Here is a 16,369-nt window from a genome sequence, read left to right as displayed (position 1 = left end):
GGCGACGCGACGGTCCGCGCACCATGGCCCCGACCCTAGTAGCCGCGCCACTCGGCGCGGGCGTACTCCAGCACGCGGGGCCGAAGCAGGGTGGAGGCGGGGACGTCGATCCGGCCCCGGTCGGCGGGGAAGTTCGCGGCCGACGCCAGCGTCCCGGCGGTGAGGAAGCGCAGCCCCGACGCGTCGGGCGACAGCCCCAGCCCCGGCGGGGTGACCCCCGGCGCGGCGAGCACGAATCCCCAGTCGCCGAAGCTCGGCACGTCCACGTGGTACGGGGAGGTGGCGAAGCCGGCCTCCCGCACCGACGCCTCGATCGACCAGTACGACCGGGGCGCGAAGTACGGCGAGCCGGACTGCACGACCAGCCGCCCGCCCTCGGCGAGCACCAACCGGATCAGCTCGTAGAACTCGACGGTGTAGAGCTTGGCGGTGGCCGTCTCGTCCGGGTCGGGCAGGTCGGCGACCACCACGTCGAACCGCTCGGTGGCGGCGCGCAGCCAGCCGAACGCGTCGACGTTGACCACCCGCACCCGGGGGTCGGCGAACGCGTCGCCGTTGAGCCGGCGTAGCTGCGGCTCGCTGCGGGCGAGCGCCACCACGGCCGGGTCGAGGTCGACCACGGTCACCCGGCGCACGTCGGGGTAGCGCAGGATCTCCCGGACCGCGAGCCCGTCCCCGGCGCCGAGCACCAGCACCTCGCCGCGGGGGCCGTTCAGCGCAGGGTGCACCAGCGCCTCGTGGTAGCGGTACTCGTCGATCGAGCTGAACTGGAGGTCGCCGTTGAGGAACAGCCGCAGGTCGGTGTCGGCGTGGCCGACCTCCCGCATCGAGCGGGTGAGCACGATCTCCTGGTACCGGCTGCGTTCGGCGTGCACCACCGGGTCCCGGTAGAGCTGCTGCCGGGCGGTCAACTCGAAGTCGTGGGCGGTGATCCACGCGTACCCGAGGCAGAGGGCGACCACGACGGAGCCGGCGCCGACCGCGATCCGCGCCCGACGGCTCAGCTCCGCGCGGAACACCGTGCAGACCAGCGCGACGCCGGCCACCGCGTTCACCGCGCCGACCACCAGGGCACCCTTGAGCTGGCCGAAGACGGGCATCAGCAGGAACGGGAAGGCGAGCCCGCCGAGCAGCGCGCCGACGTAGTCGGCGGCGAACAGGTCGGCCACCGCGCTGCCGGCGGACTGTTCCCGGATGCGTTGCAGCATGACCATCAGCAGCGGGATCTCCGCGCCGATCAGCAGGCCGAGCACGAACGCGGTGCCGACCAGCGCCGGGCCGTACAGGTCCAGCCAGGCGAAGGCGGCGTACAGGCCGAGCACCGACAGCCCGCCGAGCAGGGCCAGGGCCAGCTCGACCAACGCGAACGCGGCGGCGGCCCGGGGCTGCAACGGCTTGGCGGCGAGCGCGCCGACGCCCATCGCGAAGACCATCACGCCGAGCACGATCGACGCCTGGCCGACGGTGTCGCCGATCAGGTAGCTGCCGAGCGCGACGAGGGCCAGCTCGTACACCAGGCCGCAGGCGGCGCAGACGAAGACCGCGACCAGCACCGCCGCGCGGGACAGCCGCCAGCGTGGCCGGGCGGCGGGGCCGCCGTCTGCCGCCGCCGGCGCCTCGGTGGTCACACCTTCCCCCGGGTACGCCCGGCGGGCGCCTGGGTGCGCTGCCGGCTGCGCTGCACGAACCCGACGGTGAACAGCAGCGCGGTGACCAGCAGCAGCCCGGCGGTGGCGAACAGCCAGCCCCACCGGTCCCGCCAGAAGTCGCTGCCGGCGGCCGGCAGCGGCGACACCGGGGAGCCCGGCGCGGCGGCCGGGGTGGCGGCGGGCTCGGCCACGCCGGCCTCGGCGACCAGCAGGGGCAGCGCCACGGCCGCCCGGCAGACCGCCCAGCCGGGGTCGTCGACGAAGGCGTCGTCGTCCAGCCCGAACCGTTGCAGGCCGTTCTCCACGGCGTACAGGTCGTAGAGGTCGATGTCGGTCGAGCCGGTCACGTCGACGGTCGCCGAGTCGCTGCTCTCGCTGCTCTCCGAGGTGTACCTGACCTCGGCGGTCACCTCGACCCAGCGCGGGCAGGCCGGGTTGTCGGCCACGGCCACCCCGTCGCCGAGGTTGGAGCCGACGCTGACCACGGAGCCGTAGTAGCTCTCCAGCCGCCAGCCGTAGCAGATGCCCTGGCTGGTGGCGGCCTGGACGAGGATCGGCACGGTGTCGGCGCGCTCGTCGGCCGCCGGGGCGGGGACGGTGGTGCCGCCGGAGTCCCCGTTGAGGACGCCGACGCCGATGCAGCCACCGACCACGACGACGGTGACCAGGCCGACGATCCAGCCGGCGGCGGCCGAGGACGACGCCTTCGCCGTCGGCTTGCCCCGCCGGCCGCCGCCCCGGTGAACTGCGGAGGCCATCAGCTGATCGCGGCGGCGATGATCGCGCCGGTGGCGAGGTGCACCACGGCCGACACCCACACGGCGGGGTGCGGCTCCGGGTCGACGAGCAGCTCGCCGAGCCGGCCCGGGGTCACCGCGTCGAGCAGCAGGAACGCGGCGGCCATGATGACCAGGCCGACGATCCCGTACGCCGCCGCGCCGACCAGGCCGATGAAGAAGTCGTCCTCGCTGGCCACGATCGCGGCGACCACGATGGTGCCGACGCCGAGCAGGTTGGAGGAGAGCAGCAGCGCGGCGTTGCGGTTGCGCTCGGTCCAGATCAGCTCGTGGAGCTTGCCGGGGGTGGCCACGTCGACCAGCCCGTAGCCGATGCCCATCAGGACGACGCCGACCACACCGTAGGCGAGGGTGACCAGCAGATCGATGACGAGGTTCTGCACAGGGGGCTCCAGGGTGAGGGGGTCGGTCGTCGGGCTACTTGCCGGTGCCGGGGCCGCCGCCCCGGACGGTGCTGCCGCGTCCCCAGCCCCAGTGCGACCCGACGGTCGAGTGGTAGCGGGGGTAGGCGGTCGTCATGCGTTCGAGCAGGATCACCGAGCCGGCGGCGATCGGCAGGATCACCACCGATTCGTCGTCGTAGCGCAGGTAGACGCCGCTGCCGTCGATGTACTGGTCGGCCGGCTTCCACGCGTCGGTCACCTCGTCGGCGACCTGGCTGGGCGACTTCGACGAGGTGTACGCGACGGCGTTCCCGCCGATGTCCCGGCTCGCCGCCCGGGTGTACCTGTCCTCCACGTAGCCGCGCGGGGAGAAGTTGCCGTAGAAGATCGCGAAGGCGGCCACCAGCACGCCGACCACGGCGACCGCCGCTCCCACCACGAACCAGGGTCGGTACGTCTTCACAGGGCCATCTCCGTTCGCGACTGCGGGGCTCGCAAACCCGGCTCACTCCTCGCGCTCACAGTTGCCACCACCGTCTCGGTCAGGACCAGCTCGTTGGTCTGGGGGTACGCGTGCCAGGTGCGCCAGGCGACCGTCCCGTCCGGCGGATCCGACCGGACCGCGAGGGCGGTCACCGCGTCCGCGTCGCCCGGGAAGACCCCGACCAGGGCGTACGGGTCGCCGGCCAGCTCGGCGCGGAGCGCGGCGACCCGGTCGCTCAGCTCCGTTCCCGCCGGCCGCAGCACCGTGGCGGTGAATCGGTAGCCGTTCGCCTCGTCCAGCCTCGTGGCGGGCAGCTCGGGCGGGCTGCCGGGCAGGCAGGCCACGGTCTCGGTCAGCTCGACGCCCGCCGCGCGGAGCACCACCTGGTGGGAGGCGCCGAGCAGGCGCAGCCGCAGCCGGACGCCGGCGGGCAGGTCGAGGTCGAGCACGTGCAGCGCGGGGCGCTCCGCGTCGCCGAGGGCGAGGCTGAGGTCGGCGGCGCTGGTGTCGACGTACGGGGTGTCGAGGGTGACCAGCACGGGTCAGCCCACCTTTCCGGGGCCGGCCTGCGGGTAGATCATCACGTCGGAGCGGTGCAGCACCTCGCCCCGGGCCACCTCCCACGCGGCGTTGCCGTACGCCTCGAAGGAGAGCCGGAGGGCACCCGGGCCCCGGTAGTCGTGGTAGCGCATGGCGCCGGACGGGTCGAGGCCGGTGGTCCCGGTGCCGGTGAAGAGCGCGTGCCCGGACTCGTTGCTGGTGTACCGGCTGCCGTCGAGGTCGACGGTCGGCGCGCCCGGGGTGAGGGTGAGCGCCGGGTCGGTCATCCAGAGCACCAGCTCCAGGTCCGGGTCCTCCTCGACGGAGAGCCAGAGCTGGCCGCCGCCGGCGTCGTCGAGCAGGTGCTCCGACCAGGTCCAGGTGCCCTCCTTGAGCAGCACCGAGCCGCGCACCGCGTACGACGTTCCGCGGATCTCGACGATGTCGCCGGGGCTCAGCCGGCGCGGGTCGCCCCGCAGCGCGTCGGCGTCCCGGTCGCGGAACGGGTCGGTCGGGCCCGGGTGCCGGCGCGGCTTCGTCCGGGTCCGCCAAATCGCCACCACGGCGACGACGATCCCGGCCACCCCGATGAGGCAGCCTGCCGCCGTCACCAGATACGCCACCGATCCGTTCAATCCGATCGCCTCCCCAGTTGCGTCGGCGGAGACGGTAACAACCCTGCGCACGCGGGGGGAACCTCGCGATCGCTGAGTAGGGGCTCAGCTACCTGGCGCTGCGGGCGGATCGGTGGCCGGTGGCCCGGCCGGCGCGGGGGCCGAACCGGGCGGCGGCACTGACGCCGGACCGGCCTGGCCGGGCGATGCCGGAGGGTGGGCAAGGGGCAGGGCCGGGCCGGGAGACGTCGGAGGGTGGGCGAGGTGCAAGGCCGGGTCGGGGCAGATCAGGTACCCCGGCGGGACCGGGTACCCGGCCGGCACCCAGGCGCCTGCCGGCGCGACCGGCGGGAGCGGGGCGGTGGGCCAGCCGACGTACGGCACCGGGCCGGCCGGCGGCTGCGCCCGGGGGCGGAAGTACCGGTTCGCGGGCGGCAGGGAGAGCAGCAGCACCACGGTCGCGGTGAGCAGCAGCACGGTCAGCACGCTGATCCCGGCGATCGGGAAGATCACCGCGTCGTGTGACTCCTGCCGGCCGTACAGGGTCTCCAGGAACCTCGACTCCTGCCAGAGGTCCTCCTCGGGGAACGGTTCCCCCTCGGGGTCCATCCCCTCGGAGAACCCGAGCACGAGGATGAGCGGGAGCAGCAGCGCGCCGGAGCACGCCTGGCCGAGACAGAGCAGCAGTTGCCCACCGCCGGAGACGAAGACCAGGATGCGCGCGAGGTTGCGCCCCCGCAGCAGCGGCAGCGCGGTGCCGGCGAGCCAGCCGGCGAGCAGCAGGACGGAAATGCCCAGGAAGAGGGTGCCGAAGACGTTGCTGTCCCGCTCGCCGCGCACCTCGCCGGGGTCCGCGTCCGGCACCAGCCTGGCCGCCCGGCTGATCTCGCCGTCGAAGCGCACCGCCTCGTACACCACCAGGGCGACCAGTCCGAGCAGGATCAGCACGGTGGCGACCTGGAGCCAGCAGGCGACGGTGACCGAGGTCGGTCGGGGCGGACGGACCGGGGCGGCCACGGGTGCGGTCATGGCAGGACCGTACGGCCGGCGGCCGGTGGGTGGCAGCCCCGATCGGTCAGCGTCGGCCCGGCTGGTCGATCAACCCTCGGCGAGCTGGCCGGCGGCGTACTCGCCGAGCGTGGTTCGGCCCATGACGCAGCCGCCGAAGGTGGTGAACTCGGCCGGCTCGTCGCGCAGTGACTCCCACGCCGCCCGCGCGCCCGCCGGATCGACCCGGCCGAGCAGCGTCGCCGCGTACGCCCGGCCGGCCGGCGAGCCGTGTTCCAGCAGCCGGTCGACCTTCTGCCGGGCCTGCTCCGGGTGCGCGTCGAGCTGCCGTTCGACCTCCCGGTACGCCTCGGTCACCGGCAGCAGCGTGCCGGCGAAGCCCACCCCGCCGAACGCGAGGGTGTCAGCCTCGGCCAGCTCCCGCACCGCCGCGTCGAGCTCCTTGTTTCCGCGTCCGAACATGCCCACCTCCATACCCCGATCGAGCGGGAAGGCCCCCTGTCAACGCCGAAACGTTGCACAGGGGGCCCCTTTCGACACCTGGGCGGCGGCGTCAGGCGGTGACGGTCAGGCCGTCCCTGCCGTCGGCCAGGTCGACCCGCACCGTGTCGCCGTCGCGGACCGTGCCGGAGAGCAGCGCCCTGGCGAGTTGGTCGCCGATGGCGGACTGCACCAGCCGGCGTAGCGGACGGGCCCCGTAGATCGGGTCGTACCCGTGCTCGGCGAGCCAGCCGCGGGCCGCCTCGGTGGTCTCCAGGCCGAGCCGGCGGTCGGCCAGCCGCCGACGCATCCGCTCAAGCTGGATGTCCACGATCGCCCGCAGATCGTCCCCGTGCAGCGCGGCGAAGACCACGATGTCGTCGAGCCGGTTGAGGAACTCCGGCTTGAAGTGCGACCGGACCACCGCGAGGACGCCCTCCCGGCGCTGCTCCTCGGCCAGCATCAGGTCGCCGATCACCGACGACCCGAGGTTGGAGGTGAGGACCAGGATCGCGTTGCGGAAGTCCACCGTGCGGCCCTGGCCGTCGGTGAGCCGACCGTCGTCGAGCACCTGGAGCAGCACGTCGAACACGTCGGGGTGGGCTTTCTCCACCTCGTCCAGCAGGATCACCGAGTACGGCCGGCGGCGCACCGCCTCGGTGAGCTGGCCGCCCTCCTCGTAGCCGACGTACCCGGGCGGGGCGCCGACGAGGCGGGCGACGGAGTGCTTCTCGCCGTACTCGCTCATGTCGATGCGGACCATGGCCCGCTCGTCGTCGAAGAGGAACTCCGCGAGCGCCTTGGCCAGCTCGGTCTTGCCGACGCCGGTCGGGCCGAGGAACAGGAAGCTGCCGGTCGGACGGTCCGGGTCGGCGACGCCGGCCCGGGCCCGGCGGACCGCGTCGGAGACGGCGGCGACGGCCTCGGACTGGCCGACCACCCGCGAGCCCAGCGACTCCTCCATCCGGAGCAGCTTGGCGGCCTCGCCCTCCAGCAGCCGGCCGGCGGGGATGCCGGTCCAGGAGGCGACCACTGCGGCGATGTCGTCCGCGCCGACCTCCTCCTTGAGCATCGCGCCCTCGGCCTGGAGCCGGGCCAGCTCCTCCTCGGCCTTCGCCAGGTCGGCGTTGAGCGCGGGAATCCGGCCGTAGCGCAGCTCGGCGGCCCGCTCCAGCTCGCCGTCGCGCTCGGCCCGCTCGGCCTCGCCGCCGAGCCGCTCCAGCTCCTCCTTGGCCGTGGAGAGCCGGGTGATGTGGCCCTTCTCCAACTGCCAGCGCTCGGACAGCGCGGTGAGCTGCTCGCGCTTGTCGGCCAGCTCCTTGCGCAGCCGCTCCAGCCGCTCCGCGGAGGCGGCGTCCGGCTCCTTGGCCAGCGCCATCTCCTCGATCTCCAGCCGGCGCACCGCCCGCTCGATCTCGTCCACCTCGACGGGCCGGGAGTCGATCTCCATCCGCAACCGGGACGCGGACTCGTCGACCAGGTCGATGGCCTTGTCCGGCAGGAACCGTTCGGTGATGTACCGGTCGGACAGGGATGCGGCGGCGACCAGGGCGGCGTCGGTGATCCGTACGCCGTGGTGCACCTCGTAGCGCTCCTTGAGGCCGCGCAGGATGCCGATGGTGTCCTCGATGGTCGGCTCGCCGACCAGCACCGGCTGGAAGCGGCGCTCCAGGGCCGGGTCCTTCTCGATGTGCTCGCGGTACTCGTCGAGGGTGGTCGCGCCGACCATCCGCAGCTCGCCGCGCGCCAGCATCGGCTTGAGCATGTTTCCGGCGTCCATCGAGCCCTCGCCCTTGCCGGCGCCGACGACGGTGTGCAGCTCGTCGAGGAAGGTGATGACCTGGCCGTTGGAGTTCTTGATCTCCTCCAGCACGGACTTCAGCCGCTCCTCGAACTGCCCCCGGTACTGTGCGCCGGCCACCATCGCGCCGAGGTCGAGCGAGACCAGCTTCTTGCCCCGCAGCGACTCGGGCACGTCGCCGGCCACGATCCGCTGGGCCAGCCCCTCGACGATCGCCGTCTTGCCGACGCCGGGCTCGCCGATCAGGACCGGGTTGTTCTTGGTACGCCGGGACAGCACCTGGATCACCCGGCGGATCTCGGAGTCCCGGCCGATCACCGGGTCGATCTTGCCGTCCCGCGCGCTGGCGGTCAGGTCGACGCCGTACTTGGTCAGGGCCTGGTAGGTCTGCTCCGGGTCGGCGGTGGTGACCCGGCGGTCCCCGCCCCGGACGGTCGGGAAGGCTGCGACCAGGTTCTCCTCGGTCGCGCCGGCGTTCTTCAGCGCGCCGGCGACCGCGCCGCCCACCCGGGCCAGGCCGGCGAGCAGGTGCTCGGTCGAGGTGTACTCGTCGCCCAGCGGCCGGGCGATCTGCTCGGCGGCACCGATGGCGTTGACGAACTCGCGGGCCAGGGTGGGCTCGGCGAGGCTGGAGCCCCGGGCTGCCGGCAGGCCGTCGACCGCGCGCTGGGCGGCCCGGCGCAGCTCGGCGGGGTCGGCCCCGGCGGCGCGCAGCAGGCCTGCGGCGGTCGACCCCTCGGTGTCCAGCAGTGACAGCAGCAGGTGCCAGGGCTCCACGGTGGCGTGGCCGCGCTGGTTCGCCAACGCGACGGCACCGGTGATGGTTTCGCGGCTCTTGGTGGTGAGACGTTCCGTGTTCATGGGCTCCCCCGGATCGGCGTGTCCACTAGGAAGGACACAACCAGAGTTGAGCCTATTCCGCTCAACCCTGGGGATGTGAACTGGGTCACTTGCGCTGCTTCCAGCGCCAGTCGAGCTCCCCGGCGGCCGGCGGCGGCCCGGGCAGCTCGGGGCCGCCGCCGGCCGCCGAGAGACCGGCCAGCAGCACCGCGAGGTGACGCCGGCGCAACTGCCGGGTGCGCTCCGGATCGGGTACGCGGATCGCGGCGCACCCCTCCAGCAGCAGCCCGACGTCCTGCACCACCACATCGGCACGCAGCCGCCCGGCGGCCTGGGCCCGTTCGACCAGCGCGGCGGTCAACTCGCCGGACCGCGCCGCGTCCTGCCCCATCTCCGGGGTCGGCGCGAAGGTGCCGGCCAGGTGCACGGTCAGCGAGTGCACGTCGGCGTCGACCACCCGCTCCAGGAAGCCGACGAGGCCCCGCCAGCCGTCCGGGTCGGCGACCGCCACCTCGACCTCGGCGACGTACCGGCGTAGCCCGTCGTGGCAGAGCCTGCGGAGCAGGTCCTCCTTGCTCGCGTACCGCCGGTAGAGGGCGCTGATGCCGACGCCGGCGCGGTCGGCGACGGCGGCGATCGGGGCCTTCGGGTCGTCGAGGAACACGGCGCGGGCGGCCTCCAGGATCACGGCGTCGTTGCGGGCGGCCTGGGCCCGCCGCCCGGCGAGCGGCGGGGTGGGGGCGGCGGGGCCGGCGTGGGGGGAGTTCGGCATGACACTCAGGGTACCAGCGGAACGGATCGTTCCGCTCTGATAGAGTCTCAACTGAAACAGAGCGAAGCATTCCGTTCCGAAGGAGTCGCCGTGACCGACACCACCGTCCGCCCGTACCGCGTCGAGGTCCCGCAGGCCGCGCTGGACGACCTGGCCGACCGCCTGAGCCGGACCGTCTGGCCGCACGAGCTGCCGGGCACCACCGGCGAGTACGGCATGACCACCGCCCGGGTCCGCGCCCTGGCCGAGCGCTGGCGGGACGGGTTCGACTGGCGGGCCGTGGAGGCGCGGCTCAACGCCCACCCGCAGTTCGTCACCGAGATCGACGGCGAGGACATCCACTTCCTGCACGTCCGGTCGTCCCGGGCCGACTCCACCCCGCTGGTGCTCACCCACGGCTGGCCCGGCTCCGTGCTGGAGTACCTGGACGTGATCGCCCCGCTCACCGAGCCCGCCGACCCACAGGCCCCGGCGTTCCACCTGGTGATCCCGTCGCTGCCGGGCTTCGGCTTCTCCGGCCCCACCTGCGGCGCCGGCTGGAACCGCTACCGCACGGCCCGCGCCTGGGCCGAGTTGATGAACCGCCTCGGGTACGACCGCTACGGCGCGGTCGGCAACGACGGCGGCTCGCTCGTCTCGCCCGAGGTCGGCCGGTTCGACCCCGAACACGTCGTCGGGGTGCACGTCACCCAGCTCTTCTCGTTCCCGTCCGGCGACCCGGCCGAGTTCGCGGGGCTGTCCGAGGCCGACCAGGCGGCGCTCAAGCACCTCCAGTGGTTCTACGAGAACAAGTTCTCCTTCAACCAGGTGCACAGCCAGCAGCCGCAGACCCTGGCCTTCGCCGTGGCCGACTCGCCGGTCGGGCTGCTGGCCTGGAACGCCCAACTCTTCGACACCAGCCTGGACGCCGACTTCGTCCTGGCCAACGTGGCGATCTACTGGTTCACCGGCACCGCCGCCTCGGCCATGCGCTTCTACTGGGAGGACGCGCACGCCACCGAGCAGCCCGCCGGGCCGACCACGGTGCCGACCGGGCTGGCGATGTTCCCCGGAGACTTCCAGTCGATCCGCCGCTTCGCCGACCGGGACCACGCCAACATCGTCAGCTGGCACTCCTTCGACGCCGGCCCGGGCGACCGGGGCGATGTCGGCGGCCACTACCCCGCCCACGAGGCGACCGACGTGCTGGTCGGCGACATCCGCCAGTTCTTCGCCGCCCTCCGCTGACCACCCCGGCCGGGGACTCCTGTGGGGGCCGCAGTCAGCGGGGCACACGCGCCGCGCAGGGCGTCTCGTGTTCGGCCCGCAGCACGCACCGCCGCCCACCATCGAGCCGGCGGTCGCAGAACACGCGGTGGCGTACCCCCTGGTTGTCCTCGGTCGAGACGGTGGTCTCGCCGGGATCGACGGGGGCGACGATGGCCAGCGAGCGGACGGCGGTCCGGGCCAGGATCTTGGCGCGGGCCAGGTCGGCCGCCGTCACCGGCAGGTGGATGACGTACCGGCGGCTCACGGACGCCGCCGGGCCAGGTCACGCGCGGCGGGTGCCTGGCGGGACTGCCACTCCCGCAGCGCCGCCTTGATCCGGGCGACCTCCTCGCGGCTGCGCGCCAGCGCCGCGTAGGCGGCGGCCAGGTCGGCGGCGACCCGGTCGAGGAACTCGGCGACCTCCACCGGGTCCGCGCCGCGCCGGCGCGGCGTGAAGGTCCGGCTCCGCACCTGCCAGGGCCGCAGGGGAAGGTACGAGCGGTACGCGCCGGCCGGCGGCCGGTTGCGCGGACCGTGCCCGACGGGCCGGGCAGCACCGACGGGCCGGTGGGCTGCCGAGTATGGCCCGGCGTGCCGGCGGCTGAGCAGGGATCGCAGAAGTGCACGCACCACAGGCTGTCCTTTCCTCGACGACTCGGTGTGCGATGCCGGAAGGGGCGGTCGGTCGACACGGCCGACCGACCGCCCGGCCCTGCCCTCCACAGCCGCCAAGCCGCAGGAGAGCAGGACCACCCAGGGGGCGATCCGGCACTTGAGCCGGACCACCCACAGGGCTGACACGACCCGGACCAGGGGGAGGCCCGGCTATGCCAGCGGGGCGGACGTCAACGCCGGGGCCGGCTGCCTACCAGGCTTTCCGCTGAAGAACGTCCGCCTCGGCAACATACAATGCAAAGCATTGTAGGGCAAGGGTCGCCATGCTTAGCACGCAAAGTCTTGGCTGACCGGGCGGTGCCATGGGAGGATCTTGGGGCCTACCAGGAGTTGCCGCCATGCCCCGAGTTCCCGACCGTCAGCGCATCGCCCAGGACATCCGAGACAAGATCGCCTCAGGTGAGTACAGCCCGGGCGACAAGCTGCCATCGCTGCGCGAGTTGATCGCCCACTACGGAGTCTCCGCCGAGCCGGTGCGCTCCGCCCTGCTCATCCTCCAGGCCGAAGGGCTGATCGAAGGACACCAGGGCAAGGGCACCTACGTCAGCCCTCGCCCTCCGGCCACCTGAACCACGGTCCGCAGCGGTTGACAGCACAAACGATTCAGCTCCATAGGCGGCGGAACAGCACCACCCCGGCCGTACCGCCCGATCGGCGTGGCAGCCGCCATCCGCACGGGCCGGCCGCTCAGGTGGGTTCCAGCACCACCCGCACCCATTGACGGCTGCCGACCGGCCCCGAGGCCAGCAGCACCTCGTCGGAGGCGCGGCCCAGCACCGTGCCGTCGTCCAGCAGGGTCAGGTAGTGCTCGGGGCCGAGCGGCCAGTCGAGCCGGTCGTACCGGCCGTCGGCGACCACGCCCACGCCGTCCGGGCCGCTGACGGCGAACCGGCCGGTGGTCAGGGGCACCACCGAGAGCGCCCGCGCCGGATGCCCCTCGGCGGGCACGGGCAACCACCGGCCCAGGTAGCGCCAGAGGGCGGGAAATCTCGTCCGGTCCGGCGGCCAGCCGATCAGCCGCGCCTCGCCGTCCGGCCCGGCCACCGGGCGCAGTATCCCGACCTCGCCGTCGAGGGCCGGCACCGCCGTCCGCTGCCAGCTCCGCCCGCCGTCGGGGGAAACCGCGGCGTACGGCCTCCCGCCGTCGACGCCGGCCGCCACCAGCAGGCCACGGGTCTCGACGAGGCCGCGCAGGTTGGGCACCGGCGGCTGGGCGGGCAGGGGTGTCATCCGCTGCCCCTGCCAGCGAACCGCCCGGCCGGTGGCCTCGTCGAGCTGGAACCGGCCCTGGGCGGCCTGCCAGGCGGCGGGGCCCCGCTCCCCGATGGCGTGCGCGAAGGTGAGGCCGCCGTCGGTGGAGGTGTACCAGTCGCGGGACCCGACGGAGATCGCCAGCGCGCCCGGGGCGACGTAGAGCTGCGGGTTCTCGGAGACCGGGTGCGGGTGCCGGAGCCGCCGCCAGGTGCGCCCGCCGTCGGTGGTGGAGTAGAGCAGCGCCGGGCAGCGCTGGCCGCTGCAGCCGCTGAACTGGGCGTACCCGCGCTCGGCGGTGACGAACTCGACGTACGGCGGGTCGTACCGCCGGCCCACGGCGACCCGGACGTGGCGTATCTCGACGTCGGAGGCCGTGGGCGACGACGCCGGCGCGGTGGTCGCCGGATCGGGCGAAGGGGCCGTCCGGTCCGGGGGTGGGCGACGGACAGGGCCGATCGAACAGGCCGTCACCAGTGGTACGAGCAGCACAGCGACCGCCCATCGGAGGAACCGACCATTCATCGATCTTCCCCTCAGCCGGTAGCCTTGCCCGCGTGCGAGTACGTGTCGAACAGACTGCCCTCCCCGGAATCGGAATGCGTCACGACCTGGTGACGGAATCCGGCCGGCGGCTCGGCGTGGTTTCCCACCGCAATGGCCGCCGAGACCTCGTCCTGTACGACCCGGACGACCCCGATTCCTGCCAGGCCGACATACCCCTGACCGACGACGAGGCGGAGGCGCTGGCGGACATCCTCGGCGCGTCGCTGATGCTCGGTCAACTCTCCGGGCTCCGCGAGCAGGCCGCCGGTCTACTCACCGAGCAGGTCGCCATCCCGGCCGGCTCGAAGTACGTCAACAGGCGGCTCGGCGACACCAAGGCTCGCACCCGGACCAGCGCCTCCATCGTGGCGGTGCTGCGCCACGGCGAGGTGATCGTCTCGCCGGACCCGGCCTTCCGCTTCGAGGCCGGCGACGTGGTCGTCGTGGTCGGAACCCGCAAGGGTCTCGACGGCGTGACAGCCATCCTCGCCGACAACGATCCGGACGGCTGAGGCGCGGATGCACGAGACCACAACGCTGCTCATCGAGGTCGGTGCGCTGCTCTTCCTGCTTGGGCTGCTGGGGCGGCTCGGCCGGCGGATCGGCCTCTCACCCATTCCCCTCTACCTGCTCGCCGGGCTCGTCTTCGGGCACGGCGGCGTGCTTCCGCTGGCCGCCAGCGAGGAGTTCTTCGCCGTCGGCGCCGAGATCGGCGTGATCCTGCTACTGGTCATGCTCGGCCTGGAGTACTCGGCCGGCGAACTGGTCGGCAACCTGCGCTCGGCGGCGCCCGCCGGGTTGATCGACGGCGTGCTCAACGCGCTGCCCGGCGCGGCCTTCGCCTTCCTGCTCGGCTGGGACTGGGTGGCCGCCATCGTGCTCGGCGGCATCACCTGGGTCTCCTCGTCCGGGGTGATCGCCAAGGTGTTGGCCGACCTTGGCCGGCTCGGCAACCGGGAGACGCCGGTGATCCTCTCGGTGCTGGTCATCGAGGACCTGGCGATGGCCCTGTACCTGCCGCTACTCACCGCCGTGCTGGCCGGCAGCGGCCTGCTCGGCGGTGGCATCGCGCTCGGCGTCGCGGTCGGCACCGTGGTGCTGGTGCTCGTGGTGGCGATCCGGTACGGGCACCTGATCTCCACGGCCCTGTCGGCGAAGGACCCGGAGGCGCTGCTGCTCGGCGTGCTCGGCCTGACCCTGCTCATCGCCGGCCTCGCGGCGAAGCTCCAGGTGTCGGCGGCGGTCGGCGCGTTCCTCGTCGGCATCGCGCTGTCCGGCCCCGTGGCCCACCACGCCACCGAGATGCTCTCCCCACTGCGGGACCTCTTCGCCGCGGTCTTCTTCGTGTTCTTCGGGCTGGTCACCGATCCACGGGACATCCCGCCCGTGCTGCTGCCGGCGCTCGCGCTGGCCGTGGTGACGATGGGCACCAAGACGATCACCGGGTACCTGGCGGCCAGGCGGGTCGGGATCGCCGAGCCCGGCCGCTGGCGGGCGGGACTTGCCCTGGTGCCCCGCGGCGAGTTCTCCATCGTCATCGCCGGGCTCGCCGTCGCCGCCGGCAGCGTGGAGCCGAAGCTGGCCGCGCTGGCCACGGCGTACGTGCTGATCACCGTGGTGACCGGGCCGATGCTGGCCCGGCTGCCGGACTTCGCCTGGTTCAAGGTGTGGCTGCGGCAGCGGGCCGTCCGCCAGCGAGCGAAGTCGCTGGCCAGCGCCGACTGATCCGCGACGCAGGCACGGGAACGGGCCGGGTCGGCCGTACGGTCGACCCGGCCCGTTCCATCGGTTGTCGAATTGGTGCGCGGAGCCCTTCCGCTGGTCGGCGGCCCGGGCTACCGTTCGCCCCAGCAGCCAGGGTCCGCGGGGGGCGGTCCCCCGCGTACGCGAGCGGAAGGTTGGCCGGTGAGCGTGCAGGAGTCGACGTTCCACGGCTTCACCAACCCCGTCGACCCCTCCCCCGCGGAGCTGCGGGCGTGGGCCTACCAACCGGACTCCGTGCCGCTGACCTCGATGCCTCAGGACTGGGACCTGCTGGTCGCCGGGGACCACCTCGTGCAGACGCTGTTCGAGCTGGCGATGGATCCGGCCTGCCCGGCCCGCCGGTTCGCGCTGCACTGCCTCTACATCTACGCCGCCGACGGCATCCGGACGAACTTCCGCGCCCATCCCAAGCGGCGCTTCCGCAAGCTGGTCGAGCAGGCGGAACGGGCCGGCGACGAGCTGATGCACAACTGGGCGCACAACAGCCGGGTGTTGCTGGCCCGCCCGGACCTGTTCGCCTACCGGGACTGGTGCGAGGGCGGTCTGGTCCGGGAGAACCGCCGCATCGGCTGACGGCATGTGTCCCTGACACGCGAACGGGCCGGGTTCCCCCGTGGAACCCGGCCCGCACGTCGTCGCACCGGCCGTCAGGCGGCCGATCCGCCGCGCCTTTCGCGCTGCTGGTCGCGCCGCGCGTCGGCCCGCCCCTGATTGCGCCGCGCGTCGGCCCGCCCCTGGTCGACGCCGTGGTCGAGCTGGTCGGCGAACCGACCTTCCTTGATCCTGTCGGTGAACCGACCCTCGGTGATCTTGTTGAACTGCTCCTGGGCGGACTTCGCGATCCGGTCGAGCCGCGACTCCGCCTGCTGCGCCACCTTCTTGACCGGTTCCGACATGGTCCCCCCTCGCCGGCGCGGTGGTTCCAGCGGTGCCTATGGCCCGAATTGAGCTGATAGGGCCTGATTCACAGGTTAACGGAACGGCCCGGTCCGCGCCGGGATACCCGGGAAGCGGACCGGGCCGGTGGAGCGGTCCGGAGCGGTGGAGCTGTGCGGGGGTGCGGCGGTGCGGTCAGCGGTCGCGGCGCGGGCGCCAGACCACCAGGGCGGTGGACGTGCGGTTGGTGGGCACCAGATCCCGGCCGGGAAACCGGGCCAGCGACTCCAGCTCGGCTACCCGGCGGTACGCGGCGTCGAGCTCCGCCTCCAGCCGGGCGATCCGCTGCTGCGCCTGCTCCAGCAGACGTTCCAAGCCGATGATCCGCTTGACCCCGGCCAGGTTGACGCCCTCGTCCTGACTGAGCCGCTGCACCTCGCGCAGCAGCACCACGTCCCGGACGCTGTAGCGGCGCCCGCCGCCGGCCGCCCGGCCGGCCTGCACCAGGCCGAGCCGGTCGTACTGGCGCAGTGTCTGCGGATGCATCCCCGCCATCCGCGCCGCCACCGAAATCATCAGGACCTTGGCCTCGTAGGCAGGGTCATCCGAGCCGGTGAACTGTCCCACCATCCCCGCTCACC

Annotated in this window: 20 protein-coding genes; 5 read left to right on the top strand and 15 right to left on the bottom strand. The window is 73.3% G+C overall.

Features of this window, described 5'->3' with window-relative positions:
- Window positions 1-35: 35 nt before the first annotated feature.
- From OG617_RS14700 to OG617_RS14655, 10 genes are all read right to left on the bottom strand, one after another.
- Complete coding sequence (locus OG617_RS14700; protein WP_405102178.1) at window positions 36-1,628, bottom strand: polyamine aminopropyltransferase; 1,593 nt, start codon at window positions 1,626-1,628, stop codon at window positions 36-38.
- A complete protein-coding gene (locus OG617_RS14695; RefSeq protein ID WP_405102176.1) occupies window positions 1,625-2,407 on the bottom strand; it encodes a hypothetical protein in 783 nt (260 codons plus the stop codon). Before OG617_RS14695 ends, OG617_RS14700 begins: the two co-directional genes overlap by 4 nt.
- Window positions 2,407-2,829, bottom strand: coding sequence for a DUF350 domain-containing protein (locus OG617_RS14690; RefSeq protein WP_396676537.1), 423 nt, complete (start codon window positions 2,827-2,829; stop codon window positions 2,407-2,409). The genes OG617_RS14695 and OG617_RS14690 overlap by 1 nt, the downstream gene beginning before the upstream one ends.
- Window positions 2,830-2,863: 34 nt before the next feature.
- Window positions 2,864-3,292: a DUF4247 domain-containing protein gene (locus OG617_RS14685; protein ID WP_405102174.1), complete on the bottom strand. Its 429-nt coding sequence runs from the start codon at window positions 3,290-3,292 to the stop codon at window positions 2,864-2,866.
- Window positions 3,289-3,852: a DUF2617 family protein gene (locus tag OG617_RS14680; RefSeq protein WP_405102172.1), complete on the bottom strand. Its 564-nt coding sequence runs from the start codon at window positions 3,850-3,852 to the stop codon at window positions 3,289-3,291. Before OG617_RS14680 ends, OG617_RS14685 begins: the two co-directional genes overlap by 4 nt.
- Before the next feature lie 3 nt (window positions 3,853-3,855).
- Window positions 3,856-4,488, bottom strand: coding sequence for a DUF4178 domain-containing protein (locus OG617_RS14675; protein ID WP_405103710.1), 633 nt, complete (start codon window positions 4,486-4,488; stop codon window positions 3,856-3,858).
- A gap of 84 nt (window positions 4,489-4,572) precedes the next feature.
- Window positions 4,573-5,496, bottom strand: a complete 924-nt coding sequence (locus tag OG617_RS14670) for a hypothetical protein (RefSeq protein ID WP_405102170.1) — start codon at window positions 5,494-5,496, stop codon at window positions 4,573-4,575.
- A gap of 69 nt (window positions 5,497-5,565) precedes the next feature.
- Window positions 5,566-5,937, bottom strand: coding sequence for a hypothetical protein (locus OG617_RS14665; protein WP_405102168.1), 372 nt, complete (start codon window positions 5,935-5,937; stop codon window positions 5,566-5,568).
- 91 nt (window positions 5,938-6,028) lie between these two features.
- On the bottom strand, window positions 6,029-8,617 hold the full coding sequence (clpB, locus tag OG617_RS14660) for an ATP-dependent chaperone ClpB (protein WP_405102166.1): 2,589 nt from the start codon (window positions 8,615-8,617) through the stop codon (window positions 6,029-6,031).
- Between the two features lie 85 nt (window positions 8,618-8,702).
- The gene (locus OG617_RS14655) at window positions 8,703-9,368 is read right to left on the bottom strand and encodes a TetR/AcrR family transcriptional regulator (RefSeq protein WP_405102164.1); all 666 of its coding nucleotides are present in this window, start codon (window positions 9,366-9,368) and stop codon (window positions 8,703-8,705) included.
- A gap of 90 nt (window positions 9,369-9,458) precedes the next feature.
- Here OG617_RS14655 and OG617_RS14650 point away from each other — a divergent pair, with 90 nt between their 5' ends.
- Window positions 9,459-10,595 (top strand): epoxide hydrolase family protein, encoded by a 1,137-nt coding sequence (locus tag OG617_RS14650; protein WP_405102162.1) that lies wholly within the window; start codon window positions 9,459-9,461, stop codon window positions 10,593-10,595.
- Between the two features lie 34 nt (window positions 10,596-10,629).
- On the opposite strand, the gene OG617_RS14645 is transcribed toward OG617_RS14650, so the two are convergent.
- Window positions 10,630-10,881, bottom strand: a complete 252-nt coding sequence (locus tag OG617_RS14645) for a hypothetical protein (protein WP_396676543.1) — start codon at window positions 10,879-10,881, stop codon at window positions 10,630-10,632.
- Window positions 10,878-11,246 (bottom strand): DivIVA domain-containing protein, encoded by a 369-nt coding sequence (locus tag OG617_RS14640; RefSeq protein ID WP_405103708.1) that lies wholly within the window; start codon window positions 11,244-11,246, stop codon window positions 10,878-10,880. Before OG617_RS14640 ends, OG617_RS14645 begins: the two co-directional genes overlap by 4 nt.
- A 383-nt stretch (window positions 11,247-11,629) precedes the next feature.
- On the opposite strand from OG617_RS14640, the gene OG617_RS14635 reads away from it, so the two are divergent.
- The gene (locus OG617_RS14635; RefSeq protein ID WP_405102159.1) at window positions 11,630-11,860 is read left to right on the top strand and encodes a winged helix-turn-helix domain-containing protein; all 231 of its coding nucleotides are present in this window, start codon (window positions 11,630-11,632) and stop codon (window positions 11,858-11,860) included.
- Window positions 11,861-11,978: 118 nt separating this feature from the next.
- On the opposite strand, the gene OG617_RS14630 is transcribed toward OG617_RS14635, so the two are convergent.
- On the bottom strand, window positions 11,979-13,034 hold the full coding sequence (locus tag OG617_RS14630) for a hypothetical protein (RefSeq protein ID WP_405102157.1): 1,056 nt from the start codon (window positions 13,032-13,034) through the stop codon (window positions 11,979-11,981).
- 65 nt (window positions 13,035-13,099) lie between these two features.
- On the opposite strand from OG617_RS14630, the gene OG617_RS14625 reads away from it, so the two are divergent.
- The 3 genes from OG617_RS14625 (at window position 13,100) to OG617_RS14615 (ending at window position 15,425) form a co-directional block, all read left to right on the top strand.
- The gene (locus tag OG617_RS14625; protein ID WP_405102155.1) at window positions 13,100-13,600 is read left to right on the top strand and encodes a cation:proton antiporter regulatory subunit; all 501 of its coding nucleotides are present in this window, start codon (window positions 13,100-13,102) and stop codon (window positions 13,598-13,600) included.
- A 7-nt stretch (window positions 13,601-13,607) separates the two neighbouring features.
- Window positions 13,608-14,813, top strand: coding sequence for a cation:proton antiporter (locus OG617_RS14620; RefSeq protein ID WP_405102153.1), 1,206 nt, complete (start codon window positions 13,608-13,610; stop codon window positions 14,811-14,813).
- 180 nt (window positions 14,814-14,993) lie between these two features.
- A complete protein-coding gene (locus OG617_RS14615) occupies window positions 14,994-15,425 on the top strand; it encodes a hypothetical protein (RefSeq protein WP_405102151.1) in 432 nt (143 codons plus the stop codon).
- Window positions 15,426-15,499: 74 nt separating this feature from the next.
- Here OG617_RS14615 and OG617_RS14610 read toward each other — a convergent pair whose 3' ends face one another.
- Window positions 15,500-15,748: a hypothetical protein gene (locus tag OG617_RS14610; protein ID WP_405102149.1), complete on the bottom strand. Its 249-nt coding sequence runs from the start codon at window positions 15,746-15,748 to the stop codon at window positions 15,500-15,502.
- Between the two features lie 175 nt (window positions 15,749-15,923).
- On the bottom strand, window positions 15,924-16,358 hold the full coding sequence (locus OG617_RS14605) for a heat shock protein transcriptional repressor HspR (RefSeq protein WP_396676550.1): 435 nt from the start codon (window positions 16,356-16,358) through the stop codon (window positions 15,924-15,926).
- Window positions 16,359-16,369 lie beyond the last annotated feature (11 nt).

Source organism: Micromonospora sp. NBC_01412 (assembly GCF_045040215.1).
Classification (GTDB): domain Bacteria; phylum Actinomycetota; class Actinomycetes; order Mycobacteriales; family Micromonosporaceae; genus Micromonospora; species Micromonospora rubida.
Note: the sequence above shows the minus strand (reverse complement) of the source record. Positions and strands in the feature narration are given on the sequence as shown.

What these genes read in the sequence shown, in the direction of transcription:
- OG617_RS14605 (WP_396676550.1), bottom strand. Translation starts at nt 16,358, where the DNA reads ATGGTGGGACAGTTCACCGGCTCGGATGACCCTGCCTACGAGGCCAAG.
- OG617_RS14610 (WP_405102149.1), bottom strand. Translation starts at nt 15,748, where the DNA reads ATGTCGGAACCGGTCAAGAAGGTGGCGCAGCAGGCGGAGTCGCGGCTC.
- OG617_RS14695 (WP_405102176.1), bottom strand. Translation starts at nt 2,407, where the DNA reads ATGGCCTCCGCAGTTCACCGGGGCGGCGGCCGGCGGGGCAAGCCGACG.
- OG617_RS14635 (WP_405102159.1), top strand. Translation starts at nt 11,630, where the DNA reads ATGCCCCGAGTTCCCGACCGTCAGCGCATCGCCCAGGACATCCGAGAC.
- OG617_RS14670 (WP_405102170.1), bottom strand. Translation starts at nt 5,496, where the DNA reads ATGACCGCACCCGTGGCCGCCCCGGTCCGTCCGCCCCGACCGACCTCG.
- clpB (WP_405102166.1), bottom strand. Translation starts at nt 8,617, where the DNA reads ATGAACACGGAACGTCTCACCACCAAGAGCCGCGAAACCATCACCGGT.
- OG617_RS14655 (WP_405102164.1), bottom strand. Translation starts at nt 9,368, where the DNA reads ATGCCGAACTCCCCCCACGCCGGCCCCGCCGCCCCCACCCCGCCGCTC.
- OG617_RS14620 (WP_405102153.1), top strand. Translation starts at nt 13,608, where the DNA reads ATGCACGAGACCACAACGCTGCTCATCGAGGTCGGTGCGCTGCTCTTC.
- OG617_RS14665 (WP_405102168.1), bottom strand. Translation starts at nt 5,937, where the DNA reads ATGTTCGGACGCGGAAACAAGGAGCTCGACGCGGCGGTGCGGGAGCTG.